Below are 14,063 nucleotides of genomic sequence, written 5' to 3' on the forward strand. Positions count from 1 at the left end.
AACGTCCGCTACCTGCCGGATTCGCCGCTGCCGGCGGCGTTGGCACTGACCGACGACCTCGATGGCGCGTTCGCGCACGGCCGCGAGGGCCTGATCGTCGTCGCGACGCCGATGTCGGGCCTGCGGGGCATGCTGGCGCAACTGCCGGCGGGCGCGCGCGCGCAGTGGCTGTGCAAGGGCTTCGAGGCCGGCACCGGGCTGCTGGGCCACGAGATCGCGCGCGAGGTGGCGCCGCAGCTGGCCACCGGCATCCTGTCGGGGCCGAGCTTCGCGCAGGAAGTGGCTGCGGGTCAGCCGACCGCGCTGGTGTCCGCGTCGGGTGACGCGGCGCTCGCGCAATTGGGCGTGTCGGCCTTCCACAGCGAACGGCTGCGCGTGTACTCGTCCGCCGATCCGGTCGGCGTCGAAGTCGGCGGCGCGGTGAAGAACGTGATGGCGATCGCTGTCGGCATCGCCGATGGGCTGCGCCTCGTTGCCGAGGCGAAGGGCGTGAAGGGGCCAGGACTCAACGCCCGTGCCGCGCTGATCACGCGCGGGCTCGCCGAGATGCAGCGGCTCGCGCTCGCGCTGGGCGCGCAGCAGGAGACGCTGCTCGGGCTCGCGGGCCTGGGCGACCTCGTGCTCACGGCCACGGGCGATCTGTCGCGCAACCGCCGCGTCGGCCTGCTGCTCGCCGAGGGCCTGGACCTGCCCGGCATCCTCGTGAAGCTGGGCCACGTCGCCGAAGGCGTCTACAGCGCGCCGACCGTGCTGGCGCGCGCGCAGCGAGCCGGCGTCGACATGCCGATCACCGCCGCGGTCGTGGAAGTCCTGGAAGGCCGCATGACCACGCATGAAGCCCTGGACGCGCTGATGGGGCGCCAGGCGAAGGCCGAGTGGTGAAGCGTCGCGGGTTGATCGCAGCGGCCACCGCCACGGCTGCCACGGCCGCGTTCGGCGCGTGGCCGTTATCCGGTCGCGCGGCGACGACGTGGCCGTCCCGGCCGATCCGACTCGTCGTGCCGTTCCCCGGCGGAAGCTCGCCGGATCTGATCGCACGTTATCTCGCCGAGCCGCTTGCACAGGCGCTCGGCCAGGCCATCGTCATCGACAACAAGCCGGGCGCGGGCGGCAACATCGGCACCGGTGCAGTCGCGAAGGCCGCTCCGGATGGGCACACGCTGCTGTTCACGATCCAGGGGCCGTTGATCACCGCGCCGCTGCTCGCGAAGTCCTTGCCCTATGACCCGCAGCGCGAGTTGCGAGCGGTCAGCTTCATCGCGAGTTCGCCGAACGTGCTGGTCGTGCCGCCGTCGCTCGGCGTGGACACGCTCGCGCAGTTCGTCGCGCTGGCGAAGCAGCGCGCGGGGGCGTTGAACTACGGCAGCATCGGCATCGGCAGTGCCGCGCATCTGGCGATGGAATCATTCATCGCCCGCGCCGGGCTGAAGCTCGTGCACGTGCCGTATGCCGGCTTCCCGCAGGTCGTGAATGCGATGCTGGCCGGCCAGATCCACGCGGGCTTCATGGTGCCGGCGATCGCGATGCCGCAGGTGAAGGCCGGGAAGTTGAAGGCACTGGCAGTGACCAGCGCCGGGCGCTTCGGCGCGCTCGCGGAACTGCCGACGGTCGCCGAGTCCGGATATCCCGGCTTCGAAGCCACCTCGTGGCAGGCGCTGCTGGCGCCGGCTGGAACACCCGAAGCGATCGTGCGTCGCGTGGCCGACGAGGTCATCCGCATCGTCCGTGGCGATGCCTTCCGGCGCGAACTGCTGCCGCTGTACTTCAGTGCGGCGGGCACCTCGCCCGAAGGGCTCGACAGCCTCATGAGCGACGAACGCAAGCGCTGGGGCGCGTTGATCAAGCAGTTGAAGCTGGAGCGCGAATAGCGGCTTAGCCGCCGTCGGCGTAGCCGTTCTGCCGCCACGCCTCGAACACCGCCACCGCTACCGCGTTGCTGAGGTTCAGACTGCGCTGACCTTCGCGCATCGGCAGGCGCACGCGTTGTTCGAGCGGGAAGCTGTCGCGCAGCGCCGTTGGCAGGCCCGCCGTCTCGCAGCCGAAGACCAGCCAGTCGCCGGGCTTGAGTTCGACCGACGGCAGCAGCCGGCTGCCGCGCGTCGTGAACGCGAACATGCGCGTCGCGTCGGGCTGCTCGGCGGCGATGAAGCGCTCCCAGTCCGCATGCCGCAGCACTGGCGCGTACTCGTGATAGTCGAGACCCGCGCGCTGCAGCAGCTTGTCCTCCATCGAGAACCCCAGCGGCTCGATCAGATGCAGCCGGCAGCCCGTATTGGCCGCGAGCCGGATCACGTTGCCGGTGTTGGGCGGAATCTCCGGATGGACCAGCACGATGTTGAACATGGGGCGAAGCTCTTTCCACAGGAATCAGGGCGTGCGCGCGACGACCCAGGCCTGCACGTCGCGGGCGCCCGCGCGTTGCAAGGCCAGCGCGGCCTCATGCAGCGTGGCGCCACTGGTCATGACGTCGTCGACGATCGCGACACGCAGCCCGTGCACCGGCTTCACGACGGCGAACGCGCCGCGCAGGTTGCCGCGGCGCTCGTCGAGCGGCAACTGCGCCTGCTGGTCGGTGTGGCGCACGCGCATCAGGGTCAGCGCGCAAAGGCGTGATTGTCGCTGCGCCTGCAACGCTGACTGCGACTGCATCCCGGAGGGGAGGGCGAGTCGCCGCGCGATCTCGTGCGCCTGGTTGTAGCCGCGCTCGCGCAAGCGCTGCGTGGAGAGCGGGACCGGCACGATCAGATCGGGCGGCTCGACCTGCGCCAGTGCGATCGCCCGCGACAGCCGCGCCGCGAGCAGCGGCGCGTGCTCCAGCCGCTCGCCGAATTTGAGCCCGAGCAGCAGCCGGTCCCATGGGAACACGTAGTCCATCGCCGCGACGCAACGCGACAGCGGCATTGGATGCGATGCGCAACGCCCGCAGCGCATCGCGCCCGTGGCGCGCGTGCCGGCCGGCAGCCGCAGGGCGCAGAGCGCGCAACGCGGTCCCGCGTCGACCGGGTGCTGCACTTCGCAGTCCTCGCACAGCGGCCCGCGGCACCAGCATCGGCAGAACGCGCACTGCCCCGGCCAGAGCCGCGCGAGGCCGCTTGCCATCGAGGATCGCGCCAATGCCCGGCGCCGGAACAGGTCAAGCATGGCCGCCTACAATCCCGCCCCATGACTGGAGATGAGGCCTTGCCGCCGAGCACACAGCAGATCGATGCGGGCGCGGCGCTCCGGCAGCGCCGTCGCCTGGCCGCATCGGACCAGGCCCCGTGGCTGCATCAGGAAGTGGCCGCGCGCATGCTGGACCGGCTGCCGGTGATCCGGCTGCAGCCGACGGCCGTGCTGCAGAGCCGGCCCTCCGTCGGCGGCGGTGATGAAGGCCTGCGCCAGCACTACCCGCAAGCCACGCAGCTGTGGCTCGAACCCGACGCCGACGTGCGCGCGCTGCTCGCGCAGCGCCTCAAGCGCGGCTTCATGCAATCGATGGTGGACAAGCTGCGCGGCAGCGCACCGACCGAGCTCATTGCCGAGCCGCCTCCCGGCGCCGCGCAACTGGCGTGGTCCAACATGGAACTCCACGCCGAGTCCGACAAGCCCGAGCTCGTGAAGCGCTGGCACGCCGGCCTGTCGGTCGAAGGCTGCCTGATGTTCTCGTGCCTCGGTCCCGACAGCTTCATCGAACTGCGCCCGATCTTCGCCCGCGAGGGCTGGGGGCCGCCGGCACCGGACTGGGTCGACATGCACGACCTTGGCGACCTGCTGGTGCACGCGGGCTTCGCGGATCCGGTGATGGACCAGGAGCATCTGACGCTGACCTGGGGCTCGCCGCAGGACCTGCTGCGTGATCTTCGCGCGCTGGGCGGCAACCTCGCACCGGCCCGCCTGCGCGGTCTGCGCACGAAAGCATGGCGCGAGCGGCTCATGCACGCGCTCGAGTCGTTGCGCGGCGCCGACGGCCGCCTGTCGCTGAGCATCGAACTGGTCTACGGCCATGCGTTCAAGCCTCAACCGAAGGTGAAGATCGCGGCCACCACCGAGGTCTCGCTGGACCAGATGCGGGCGATGGTGCGCGGCGCGGGCAAACACTGACCCCCGTCCATCGCGGGCTCGGCTAGCCGCGCGTTGCCAGAGGGCGAGAGCGCACCATTCTGCGGGTAATCCTGGGCGGTTCGGCGCGTCGCGCCCAGTCATAGTGCGCCAGGGGGGTGGGCTAGAATCCGCCCCCGACTGGAGTACGTCTGCTGGCCCCGTAGGTTTCCGCCATCGCCTGGCGCCGGAGCCCGCGCTACGAGCGGGCTCGAGCACCAAAGCCGCCTGGAAGAGACCTGGGTGACAAGAGCTTGAGAAAGACTGGATAAAGAGACGACCATGACGATTGAACACAGTTGTGTGCAACTGGGGCGCCGCTGCAGCCAGCTCGCGTTCGGCCTGACGGCCGCGCTGGCCAGCCAGGTCGCCTTGGCGGTCAACGACCTCCCCGGAGGCCCGGCCGTCAACCAGCTGAATCTGCACCCGCCGGTCACCAAGATCGCGCACGAGCAGATGTGGCTGCACAACATGATGCTGATCCTCTGTCTGGCGATCTTCATCGCCGTGTTCGGGGTCATGTTCTATTCGATCTTCAAGCACCGGAAGTCCAAGGGCGCCGTGCCCGCGAACTTCCATGAGAGCGTGAAGGTCGAGATCGCGTGGACCGTCGTGCCCTTCATCATCGTCATCCTGATGGCGCTGCCCGCGACCAAGGTCGTCGTGGCGATGAAGGACACCACCAACTCCGACATCACGATCAAGGCCACCGGCTACCAGTGGAAGTGGGGCTACGACTACCTGAAGGGCGAGGGCGAGGGCATCGGCTTCGTCTCGACGCTGGACGCCTCGCACCGCGCGCTGTCGGACTCCGGCCATCCCGGCCAGGTCGACAACTACCTGCTCAAGGTCGACAACCCGCTGGTGGTGCCGGTCGACAGGAAGATCCGCATCATCACCACCGCCGACGACGTGATCCACGCCTGGATGGTGCCGGCCTTCGGCGTCAAGCAGGACGCGATCCCCGGATACGTGCGCGACACCTGGTTCAAGGCCGAACAGGTCGGCGACTTCTACGGCCAGTGCGCCGAGCTCTGCGGCAAGGAGCACGCGTACATGCCGATCCACGTCAAGGTGCTCAGCGCCAAGGACTACAGCGCCTGGGTCGGCGAGGAACAGAAGAAGATCGCCGCCAAGGCGGACGATCCGAGCAAGGTCTGGACGATGGACGAGCTGCAGGCCCGCGGCCAGAAGCTGTTCGACGCCAACTGCGCGGTCTGCCACAAGGCCGACGGCAAGGGCGCGGGCCAGTTCCCGGCGCTGGACGGTTCCGCGATCGTGAAGGCCGACGACCACACGCAGCAGCTCCATCTGGTGCTGAACGGCAAGGGCCAGATGCCGGCCTGGAAGACGGTGCTCAAGGACAGCGAGATCGCCGCCATCGTGACGTACACGAAGAACGCCTGGTCCAACAAGACCGGCCAGATCGTGCAGCCGTCGGAAGTCGTGGCGGAGCGCGCCAAGTGACCCCGGTCACGCGCGCATGACCTGACCCCCGACCCGCTCCCGCTTCGACTGAACGATTGAACGCCAGATCGCCACGGCGACTAGCCACCGAGGATTTGACATGAGTGCAGTGCTCGACCACCCGACCGGTCATGCCCATGACCATGACGATCACCACGACCACCACGCCCCGACAGGCTGGCGGCGCTGGGTCTTCGCGACGAACCACAAGGACATCGGCACGATGTACCTGCTGTTCAGCTTCACGATGCTGATGGTCGGCGGCATCCTGGCGCTGTGCATCCGTGCCGAGCTGTTCCATCCGGGCCTGCAGTTCTTCAATCCTGAGCTGTTCAACCAGTTCACGACGATGCACGGCCTGATCATGGTGTTCGGCGCGATCATGCCGGCCTTCGTCGGCTTCGCGAACTGGATGATCCCGCTGCAGATCGGCGCGTCGGACATGGCCTTCGCGCGGATGAACAACTTCAGCTTCTGGCTGATGATCCCGGCGGCGCTGATGCTGGTGGGCTCGTTCTTCATGCCCGGCGGCGCGCCGGCGGCGGGCTGGACGCTCTACGCGCCGCTGACGCTGCAGATGGGCCCGTCGATGGACGCCGGCATCTTCGCGATGCACATCCTGGGCGCGTCCTCGATCATGGGCTCGATCAACATCATCGTGACCATCCTCAACATGCGCGCCCCCGGCATGACGCTGATGAAGATGCCGATGTTCGCGTGGACCTGGCTGATCACCGCCTACCTGCTGATCGCGGTGATGCCGGTGCTGGCCGGCGCGATCACGATGACGCTGACGGACCGCCATTTCGGCACCAGCTTCTTCACGCCCTCGGGCGGCGGCGACCCGGTGATGTACCAGCACATCTTCTGGTTCTTCGGCCACCCCGAGGTCTACATCATGATCCTACCGGCGTTCGGCATCGTGAGCCAGATCGTCCCGGCCTTCGCCCGCAAGCGCCTGTTCGGCTACGCCTCGATGGTGTACGCGACGGCCTCGATCGCGATCCTGTCCTTCATCGTGTGGGCGCACCACATGTTCGCCACCGGCATGCCGGTCACGGGCCAGCTGTTCTTCATGTACGCGACGATGCTGATCGCGGTCCCGACCGGCGTGAAGATCTTCAACTGGCTGGCGACGATGTGGCGCGGCTCGATGACCTTCGAGACCCCGATGCTGTGGGCCGTCGGCTTCATCTTCGTGTTCACGATGGGCGGCTTCACGGGCCTCATCCTGGCGGTCGCACCGGTCGACATCCAGCTCCAGGACACCTACTACGTGGTGGCCCACTTCCACTACGTGCTGGTGGCCGGCTCGCTGTACGCGCTGTTTGCCGGCGTCTACTACTGGGGGCCGAAGTGGAGCGGCGTCATGTACTCGGAGACGCGCGGAAAGATCCACTTCTGGGGCTCGCTGATCTTCTTCAACCTGACCTTCTTCCCGATGCACTTCCTCGGCCTGGCCGGCATGCCGCGACGCTACGCCGACTACCCGATGCAGTTCGCCGACTTCAACGCGGTGGCCTCGATCGGCGCCTTCGGCTTCGGTCTGATGCAGGTCTACTTCTTCCTCGCCGTGGCCATCCCGATGATGCGCGGCAAGGGCGAGAAGGCCCCGCAGAAGCCCTGGGAAGCCGCCGAAGGCCTGGAATGGGAAGTGCCGTCGCCGGCGCCGTTCCACACCTTCGAGACGCCGCCCAAGCTGGACGTGACGGCCACGAAGATCATCGCCTGATCGACATCACCACCGCAGCGGAACCCGAGGACCGATCGATGTCGCCGACGCCCGAGCAACGCAAGAGCAACCTGCGCCTGGCCCTCATCCTGGCCAGCGTGGCGGCGATCTTCGGGATCGGCTTCGTGGTCAAGATCGCGTTTCTCGGGGCGTCATGACCGAACCGACCAAGCGCGCCAGCTGGATCCGCCGGGAGAACCTGCGGATGACCGGCAAGCTGCTGGTCGTGGTGGCGGTGATGTCGTGCTTCGGTTACGCGCTGGTGCCGATGTACCGCGCGATCTGCACCGCGCTGGGCATCAACGTGCTGTCGCTGTCGGAGCGCCAGCACGCGGTGCGCGCCGAGGACGTGAAGAACACGCAGATCGACTACAGCCGGACGATCTCGATCGAGTTCGACGCCAACGCCCGCGGCCCGTGGGACTTCAAGCCGGCCAAGCGCCACCTGACGGTCCATCCGGGTGAGCTGACGACGGTGATGTACACCTTCCAGAACATCCAGACGCGGACCATGTCGGCGCAGGCGATCCCGAGCTACGCGCCCAAGCAGGCGACGCCGTATTTCAACAAGCTGGAGTGCTTCTGCTTCAACGAGTACACGCTGAAGCCGGGCGAGCAGAAGGAGTGGCCGGTGGTGTTCGTCATCGACCCGAAGATCCCGAAGGACGTGCGCACGATCACGCTGTCGTACACCTTCTTCGAGATCGCGGGGAAGGGCAAGGCGCAGGCGAACCTGTCGGCGCCGACCACGGTGAAGACGCCCGCGGGCGACGTGAAGATCCAGCCCGGCGCCTGAGCGACGGGCTGAGCAGAACGACGATGTAGATGATGTCCGATGACCTGAAGCCGGGCGAGGATCTGAAGCAGGCGATGCAGCGCAAGGGGTCCTTCTGGGCCACGCTGCGCGCGGTGGCCTGGTCCTTCTTCGGCGTGCGCAAGGGATCGGATTACGAGAAGGATGTATCGCAGCTCAATCCGCTGCACGTGATCGCGGCCGGCGTCATCGCCGCGGCGGTGTTCGTGGTCGGATTGATCCTGCTGGTCCGCTGGGTGGTGAGCAGCGGTGCGGCAATGAACTGAGAACCGAGTTCGAGGAGAAGAACGCATGTCGGCAACGACGACTCATGGCAACACGCCTTATTACTTCGTGCCCGGCCCGTCGCGGCATCCGGCGATGGCCGCGTTCGGCCTGTTCTGGGTGATCCTGGGCGCGGGCCAGTGGATCAACGGCCACGACTGGGGCAAGTGGTCGCTGCTGTTCGGGCTGCTGTGGTGGGCGTTCACGCTCAAGCAGTGGTTCGGCGACGCGATCCGCGAGAGCGAGACCGGCCAGTACAGCGACCGCATCGACCTGTCGTTCCGCTGGAGCATGGGCTGGTTCATCTTCTCGGAGGTGATGTTCTTCGCGGCCTTCTTCGGCGCGCTGTTCTGGTCGCGCGGCTACAGCATCCCGACGCTGGGCAGCCTGGACAACGCGCTGCTGTGGCCGGACTTCAACGGCCTGTGGCCGAGCGTCGCCGCCGGTGCGACGGCGTCGCCGGCGGGCACGGTGGACGCGTTCGCGACGATGGGCCCGTGGCCGATCCCGACGATCAACACCGCGCTGCTGCTGACCTCGGGCATCACGCTGACCATCGCGCACCATGCGCTGATCGCGGGCCAACGCGCCAAGACGATCGCGTGGATGTGGATCACGGTGCTGCTGGGCATGACCTTCCTGGGCTTCCAGGGCTACGAGTACTTCCACGCGTACCACGAGCTCAACCTGAAGCTGAACTCGGGCATCTTCGGCTCCACCTTCTACATGCTGACGGGCTTCCACGGCTTCCACGTGTTCGTGGGCATGCTGATGCTGCTGTTCATCACGCTGCGGCTGATGAAGGGGCACTTCACGCCGGACCGCCACTTCGGCTTCGAGGGCGCCGCCTGGTACTGGCACTTCGTGGACGTGGTGTGGCTGGGCCTCTACGTTATCGTCTACTGGCTGTGACCGCGCCGTCCGGCGCGATCCCCTGAACGAACAAGCGCCGCTCGATGCGGCGCTTTTCTTTTGACGGCGACCTCGATCGACGAGCGGATCGCGGGGCCGGATCAGGCGATGATCGCCTTCCGATCACTTGCCGATCGGCAGCCCGGTGGGATGGATCCATCCCATCCAGGCGCTGAAGAGGATGAACAGGAACAGCGCCACCGACAGCCCGACGCGCACCGCCAGCGCGCGGGCCATGGTGGCCTTGCCCTTCTGCCTGCGCAGCATCAGGATGCCGGCCGAAAAGAGCGCGGCCAGGATGCCGATGAACGCGATGAGGACGATGACTTTCATGGCGGACGATTATTCCCATCCGGCCCCGACGGGGCCATCGGGCCGGGCCCGAAGGCGTCACGCCGTCGTGGTGATCGCGACGATCGCCGGCGTGGCGGCGGCGCTGTCGCTCGGCACCTGGCAACTCGATCGGGCCGATCAGAAAATGACGATGCAGCGGGCGATCGACGAACGCGGGCAGGAGGCGCCGCTCGCGACCGCCGCGCTGCCGCCGGCCGATCAGCCGCCGCCGTCGGCGCTTGAACATCGCCGCGCCGCGGTGGTCGGCGAATGGGACACGGCGCACGCGGTCTACCTCGACAACCGCGTGATGGACGGCCACACCGGCTTCTACGTGCTCACGCCGCTGAAGCTCGCGGGCCGCCATGACGCGATCCTGGTGCAACGCGGTTGGGCGCCGCGCAATGTGGCCCGGCGCGAGGCGCTGCCGCCGGTGTCGACCCCGACGGGCGAGGTGCGGATCGAAGGCCGCCTGGCGGCCTCCGTGTCCAAGGCCTATGCGCTGAGCCGGGACGCGGAGACGGGGCCGATCCGGCAGAATGTGGACCTCGCGGCCTTGCAGGCCGAGACCGGTCTGCGACTGCTGCCGCTGGTGCTGCTCCAGACGGAGCCGGACCAGATGGCGCCGGCGGGCGGCGCGGCACCCGCGACATCTGCGGCCCCCGCGGCGGAAGCCGCCGACGGTCTGCACCGCCACTGGCCGCCGCCCGCCGTCGACGTCCACAAGCATTACGGGTATGCATTTCAATGGTTTGCACTTGCGGCGCTGATCCTGGGTCTTTATGTCTGGTTCCAAGTCCTCGCTCCCTATCGCGCGGGCCGAGCCGCCCGTGCCACCAAGGTCTCCGATGAACAGCGTGATGCGTGACGAGCACGACCATGGCCGCGATGCCGCCCCGGCGCCCGTCGACACGCCGCTGCCGCCGGACGGTCCGGTGACGATGGCGGTCCATTCGGTGCCGATGCCCGACCTCGATCCTCCCAAGCGCACGCGTTGGACGCTGTGGCTGGTGATGCTGGTCTGCGCGGCGCCGGTGATCGCGTCGTACTTCAGCTTCTACGTGCTGGACCTGCGCGGCCGCGCCTACAGCGACCTGATCACGCCGACGCGAGACCTGCCGGCCGCGATGGCGCTGACGACGCTGCAGGGCGCGCCGGTGGCGGCCGAATCGCTCAAGGGCCAATGGCTGCTGACCTACGTGCCGGACCGCGCCTGCGACGAAGCCTGCGAGCGCATGCTCTTCATGCAGCGCCAGCTGCGCGAGATGCTCGGCAAGGACCGCGACAAGCTCGACAAGCTGGTGCTGGTGCCGGACGACGTCACGCTGACGCCGGCGCAGATCGACGCGCTGACCGGCCACGGCGCGCCGGCGACGGTGCTGCGCGCCCCGCGCGCGGCGATCGAAGGCTGGCTGATGGCCGCGCCGGGACGCCGCATGGGCGAGCACCTCTTCCTGGTCGATCCGATGGGGCGCTGGATGCTGCGCTCGCCGGCCACGCCGGAGCCGTCCCGCCTGAAGAAGGACCTCGAGCGCCTGATGCGCGCCAACGCCGGCTGGGACAAGCCCGGCCGGTGATGACGAGGACGACCCGCGCATGAACGGATTGGCGATCGGTTTCGATTTCGAGCCGCTGCTGGAGCTGCTGGCGATGGCCGCGCTCGTCGGCGCGGTGCCGCTGGTCTGGTGGCAATGGCGGCATCGCGGCGACGCAGCAGCCAAGCGGCTGCGCGCGCTGACGGTGCTCGCGACCTTCCTGACCTTCGACCTGATCCTGATCGGTGCGCTGACGCGGCTGACCGATTCCGGCCTCGGCTGCCCGGACTGGCCCGGCTGCTACGGCAGCGCCTCGCCGATCGGCGCGAAGGCCGAGATCCTCGCCGCGCAGACGGCGATGCCGACCGGACCGGTGACGCACGGCAAGGCGTGGATGGAGATGCTGCATCGCTACATGGCGGGCGGCGTCGGTTTCCTGCTCGTGGTGCTGGCGGTGGTGAGCTGGTGGGTGTGGTGGCGCGGCCGCCGCACCGGCGAGGCGACGCCGTCGCCGTGGTGGGCGACGCTGTCGCTGGTCTGGATCCTGGTGCAGGGGTTCTTCGGCGCCTGGACGGTGACGATGAAGCTCTTCCCCGCGATCGTGACGACGCACCTGCTGCTTGCGCTGGGGCTGCTGATGCTGCTGGCCTGGCAGGCCGAGTCCTACGCGCCGAAACCGCTGGCCTGGTCCGCGGGATTGAGACGCGCGTTCGCGGCCTTCACGGTGCTCGCGATCGCGCAGGTGGCGCTGGGCGGTTGGGTCAGCACGAACTATGCAGTGCTGGCCTGCCAGGACTTCCCGACCTGCCAGGGACAATGGCTGCCGCCGACCGACTTCGAACACGGCTTCACGCTGTGGCGCGAGCTGGGTCGCGGCGCCCACGGCGGCTGGCTGCCCTTCGAGGCGCTGACGGCGATCCACCTGGCGCATCGCGGCGGCGCGATGATCGTGTTCGCCGCGCTGCTGGCGCTGGCCTGGGCCTTGTGGCGGCAGGGCGGCAGCCGGACGGGTGGAGAGGGCGGCAACGACGGCGGCGGTCTCGAAGCCCGACGCTGGGCGCGCCGCCTGCTGGCGGTCGGCGCGTGGCAACTGGCCTCGGGGCTGTCCAACGTGGTGCTGGGGTGGCCGCTGGTGGCCGCGCTGGCCCATACCGGCGGCGCCGCGGCGCTGCTGCTGATGTGTGCGATCGTGCTGGCGCGGCTGCGTGCCGGCACGACCCGCGATGTGATCGAGCCGGTGCCCGTGCGCGCCGGCATCCTGACGATGGGTTCGAAATGAGTTCCGCGACGCAGGCCGCCATGCCCTCCCGCTGGTGGCAGTTCTACCAACTGACCAAGCCCCGGGTCGTGCAGCTGATCGTGTTCTGCGCGGTCATCGGCATGGCGCTGGCGATCCCCGGCCTGCCGCAGGGCGACGAGTGGGTGCGCCTGATCGCCGGCACCGGCGGCATCTGGCTGGTGGCGGGCGCGGCGGCGGCGTTCAACTGCCTGATCGAGCAGCACATCGACGCCAAGATGAAGCGCACCGCGTGGCGGCCCACCGCGCGCGGCGAGCTCAGTCGCAACCAGACGCTGCTGTTCTCGGGCGGCTTGTGCGCGCTGGGGTCGGCGATCCTGTACGTGCTGGTGAATCCGCTGACGATGTGGCTGACCTTCGCGACCTTCGTCGGCTACGCGATCATCTACACGATGATCCTGAAGCCGATGACGCCGCAGAACATCGTGATCGGCGGCGCGTCGGGCGCGATGCCGCCGGTGCTGGGCTGGGCGGCGATGCGCGGCGAGCTGGGCTCGGAAGCCTGGCTGATGTGCCTGATCATCTTCCTGTGGACGCCGCCGCACTTCTGGGCGCTGGCGCTGTATCGCAGCGAGGACTACCGCAAGGCGGGTCTGCCGATGCTGCCGGTGACGCACGGCAACGAGTTCACGCGGCTGCAGATCTTCCTCTACACCTGGGTGCTGTTCGCGGCGACGCTGCTGCCCTTCCTGACGGGCATGAGCGGCTGGCTCTACCTGGCCGCGGCGGTCGTGCTGGGACTGATGTTCTGCCATCACGCGTTCAAGCTGTGGCGGGCGTACTCGGAAGCGCTGGCGCGCAAGACCTTCATGTTCTCGCTCCTGCATCTGTCGCTGCTCTTCGGCGCGCTGCTGCTGGACCACTACGTCAGTCCCTGGATCAGTTGAACTGCCTCGGACCACGGACCCTTCTTTCGGATCGGATGTGCGGATGATCTCGCGACGTTCTCTCGGACTCGGCGCCTTGGGCAGCCTGGGCGCGCTCGGCGCGGCGACGCTGCTGGCGGGCTGCGACAAGCTGGGCTTCTCTTCGGCGCCCAAGGCCAGCTTCCAGGGCGTGGACCTGACCGGCGCGGCCTACGCGCGCGGCTTCAGCCTGCCCGACCAGAACGGCAAGACGCGCACGCTGGAAGACTTCAAGGGCAAGGTCGTCGTGGTGTTCTTCGGCTTCACCCAATGCCCGGACGTCTGCCCGACCACGCTGGCCGAACTGGCGCAGGTCAAGAAGGCCCTCGGGCCGGACGGCGACAAGGTGCAGGGCGTGTTCGTCACCGTCGATCCGGAACGCGACAAGCCCGAGCTGCTGAAGGCCTACCTCGAGAGCTTCGACCCCGGCTTCGTCGCGCTGCGCGGCACGCCGGAGCAGCTCAAGGAAACGGCCAAGGAGTTCAAGATCTACTACGCCAAGGTGCCCGGGAAGACCCCGGACAGCTACACCATGGACCACACGGCGGCGAGCTTCCTGTTCGATCCGCAGGGGCGGGTGCGGGTGTTCTCGCGCTATGGCGCGGGGGCGACGGCGTTGATGGGCGACATCAAGGCGTTGATCGCGGGGCAGTAATCCGGCGATCGGCCTGCGGGGGCCAGGGGGCCGGCCCTCATACGTGTCACATGTTCCACAAATCGGGCCGGC

The 14,063-nt window shown here is 68.3% G+C and carries 17 protein-coding genes; 14 read left to right on the plus strand and 3 right to left on the minus strand.

From position 1 onward, the window contains the following. Together VF536_RS10555 and VF536_RS10560 are read left to right on the plus strand one after the other, a co-directional pair. A partial coding sequence (locus tag VF536_RS10555; RefSeq protein WP_331614805.1) for an NAD(P)H-dependent glycerol-3-phosphate dehydrogenase occupies positions 1 to 882 on the plus strand: 882 nt, incomplete at its 5' end. Beyond that, positions 876 to 1,868: a tripartite tricarboxylate transporter substrate binding protein gene (locus VF536_RS10560; RefSeq protein WP_331614806.1), complete on the plus strand. Its 993-nt coding sequence runs from the start codon at positions 876 to 878 to the stop codon at positions 1,866 to 1,868. The genes VF536_RS10555 and VF536_RS10560, both read left to right, overlap by 7 nt. Before the next feature lie 4 nt (positions 1,869 to 1,872). On the opposite strand, the gene trmL is transcribed toward VF536_RS10560, so the two are convergent. Together trmL and VF536_RS10570 are read right to left on the minus strand one after the other, a co-directional pair. Next, the gene (gene trmL, locus VF536_RS10565; protein ID WP_331614807.1) at positions 1,873 to 2,343 is read right to left on the minus strand and encodes a tRNA (uridine(34)/cytosine(34)/5-carboxymethylaminomethyluridine(34)-2'-O)-methyltransferase TrmL; all 471 of its coding nucleotides are present in this window, start codon (positions 2,341 to 2,343) and stop codon (positions 1,873 to 1,875) included. Positions 2,344 to 2,367: 24 nt separating this feature from the next. Then, entirely contained in the window at positions 2,368 to 3,099 is a 732-nt protein-coding gene (locus VF536_RS10570) for a ComF family protein (protein ID WP_331614808.1), read from the minus strand. A 63-nt stretch (positions 3,100 to 3,162) separates the two neighbouring features. Between VF536_RS10570 and VF536_RS10575 the strand changes: the two genes are divergently transcribed. From VF536_RS10575 to VF536_RS10605, 7 genes are all read left to right on the plus strand, one after another. Then, the gene (locus VF536_RS10575) at positions 3,163 to 4,080 is read left to right on the plus strand and encodes a biotin synthase (protein ID WP_331614809.1); all 918 of its coding nucleotides are present in this window, start codon (positions 3,163 to 3,165) and stop codon (positions 4,078 to 4,080) included. Between the two features lie 279 nt (positions 4,081 to 4,359). Next, on the plus strand, positions 4,360 to 5,544 hold the full coding sequence (gene coxB / locus VF536_RS10580; RefSeq protein WP_331614810.1) for a cytochrome c oxidase subunit II: 1,185 nt from the start codon (positions 4,360 to 4,362) through the stop codon (positions 5,542 to 5,544). A gap of 100 nt (positions 5,545 to 5,644) precedes the next feature. Next, complete coding sequence (gene ctaD, locus VF536_RS10585) at positions 5,645 to 7,276, plus strand: cytochrome c oxidase subunit I (protein WP_331614811.1); 1,632 nt, start codon at positions 5,645 to 5,647, stop codon at positions 7,274 to 7,276. 38 nt (positions 7,277 to 7,314) lie between these two features. Then, positions 7,315 to 7,434, plus strand: coding sequence for a cytochrome oxidase small assembly protein (locus tag VF536_RS10590; protein ID WP_331614812.1), 120 nt, complete (start codon positions 7,315 to 7,317; stop codon positions 7,432 to 7,434). After that, on the plus strand, positions 7,431 to 8,072 hold the full coding sequence (locus VF536_RS10595) for a cytochrome c oxidase assembly protein (protein WP_331614813.1): 642 nt from the start codon (positions 7,431 to 7,433) through the stop codon (positions 8,070 to 8,072). Before VF536_RS10590 ends, VF536_RS10595 begins: the two co-directional genes overlap by 4 nt. A 29-nt stretch (positions 8,073 to 8,101) precedes the next feature. Beyond that, positions 8,102 to 8,356, plus strand: a complete 255-nt coding sequence (locus VF536_RS10600; protein ID WP_331614814.1) for a DUF2970 domain-containing protein — start codon at positions 8,102 to 8,104, stop codon at positions 8,354 to 8,356. A 25-nt stretch (positions 8,357 to 8,381) separates the two neighbouring features. Further along, on the plus strand, positions 8,382 to 9,266 hold the full coding sequence (locus VF536_RS10605) for a cytochrome c oxidase subunit 3 (RefSeq protein WP_331614815.1): 885 nt from the start codon (positions 8,382 to 8,384) through the stop codon (positions 9,264 to 9,266). Positions 9,267 to 9,389: 123 nt separating this feature from the next. Here the strand turns inward: VF536_RS10605 and VF536_RS10610 are convergent, their stop codons facing one another. Beyond that, positions 9,390 to 9,599 carry a DUF2909 domain-containing protein gene (locus tag VF536_RS10610; RefSeq protein WP_088406345.1) on the minus strand — a complete coding sequence of 70 codons (210 nt, stop codon included), beginning with the start codon at positions 9,597 to 9,599 and terminating at the stop codon, positions 9,390 to 9,392. A 67-nt stretch (positions 9,600 to 9,666) separates the two neighbouring features. Between VF536_RS10610 and VF536_RS10615 the strand changes: the two genes are divergently transcribed. Genes VF536_RS10615 through VF536_RS10635 form a run of 5 tightly spaced genes read left to right on the plus strand, consistent with a single transcriptional unit; the run spans position 9,667 to position 13,991 of the window. Further along, entirely contained in the window at positions 9,667 to 10,467 is an 801-nt protein-coding gene (locus VF536_RS10615; protein ID WP_331614816.1) for an SURF1 family protein, read from the plus strand. Next, positions 10,448 to 11,176, plus strand: a complete 729-nt coding sequence (locus VF536_RS10620) for a hypothetical protein (RefSeq protein WP_331614817.1) — start codon at positions 10,448 to 10,450, stop codon at positions 11,174 to 11,176. Before VF536_RS10615 ends, VF536_RS10620 begins: the two co-directional genes overlap by 20 nt. A 19-nt stretch (positions 11,177 to 11,195) precedes the next feature. Further along, positions 11,196 to 12,413 (plus strand): COX15/CtaA family protein, encoded by a 1,218-nt coding sequence (locus VF536_RS10625; RefSeq protein ID WP_331614818.1) that lies wholly within the window; start codon positions 11,196 to 11,198, stop codon positions 12,411 to 12,413. After that, entirely contained in the window at positions 12,410 to 13,318 is a 909-nt protein-coding gene (cyoE, locus tag VF536_RS10630; RefSeq protein ID WP_331614819.1) for a heme o synthase, read from the plus strand. The genes VF536_RS10625 and cyoE overlap by 4 nt, the downstream gene beginning before the upstream one ends. A gap of 43 nt (positions 13,319 to 13,361) precedes the next feature. Then, on the plus strand, positions 13,362 to 13,991 hold the full coding sequence (locus VF536_RS10635; RefSeq protein WP_331614820.1) for an SCO family protein: 630 nt from the start codon (positions 13,362 to 13,364) through the stop codon (positions 13,989 to 13,991). Positions 13,992 to 14,063 lie beyond the last annotated feature (72 nt).

The sequence above is a fragment of the Roseateles sp. genome (assembly GCF_036486225.1).
Lineage (GTDB): Bacteria > Pseudomonadota > Gammaproteobacteria > Burkholderiales > Burkholderiaceae_C > Roseateles.

Coding starts and splice junctions, on each gene's coding strand:
- VF536_RS10635 (WP_331614820.1), top strand. CDS start 13,362: ATGATCTCGCGACGTTCTCTCGGACTCGGCGCCTTGGGCAGCCTGGGC.
- VF536_RS10620 (WP_331614817.1), top strand. CDS start 10,448: ATGAACAGCGTGATGCGTGACGAGCACGACCATGGCCGCGATGCCGCC.
- VF536_RS10600 (WP_331614814.1), top strand. CDS start 8,102: ATGATGTCCGATGACCTGAAGCCGGGCGAGGATCTGAAGCAGGCGATG.
- coxB (WP_331614810.1), top strand. CDS start 4,360: ATGACGATTGAACACAGTTGTGTGCAACTGGGGCGCCGCTGCAGCCAG.
- VF536_RS10590 (WP_331614812.1), top strand. CDS start 7,315: ATGTCGCCGACGCCCGAGCAACGCAAGAGCAACCTGCGCCTGGCCCTC.
- ctaD (WP_331614811.1), top strand. CDS start 5,645: ATGAGTGCAGTGCTCGACCACCCGACCGGTCATGCCCATGACCATGAC.
- VF536_RS10570 (WP_331614808.1), bottom strand. CDS start 3,099: ATGGCAAGCGGCCTCGCGCGGCTCTGGCCGGGGCAGTGCGCGTTCTGC.
- VF536_RS10575 (WP_331614809.1), top strand. CDS start 3,163: ATGACTGGAGATGAGGCCTTGCCGCCGAGCACACAGCAGATCGATGCG.
- VF536_RS10605 (WP_331614815.1), top strand. CDS start 8,382: ATGTCGGCAACGACGACTCATGGCAACACGCCTTATTACTTCGTGCCC.
- VF536_RS10595 (WP_331614813.1), top strand. CDS start 7,431: ATGACCGAACCGACCAAGCGCGCCAGCTGGATCCGCCGGGAGAACCTG.
- trmL (WP_331614807.1), bottom strand. CDS start 2,343: ATGTTCAACATCGTGCTGGTCCATCCGGAGATTCCGCCCAACACCGGC.
- cyoE (WP_331614819.1), top strand. CDS start 12,410: ATGAGTTCCGCGACGCAGGCCGCCATGCCCTCCCGCTGGTGGCAGTTC.
- VF536_RS10625 (WP_331614818.1), top strand. CDS start 11,196: ATGAACGGATTGGCGATCGGTTTCGATTTCGAGCCGCTGCTGGAGCTG.
- VF536_RS10610 (WP_088406345.1), bottom strand. CDS start 9,599: ATGAAAGTCATCGTCCTCATCGCGTTCATCGGCATCCTGGCCGCGCTC.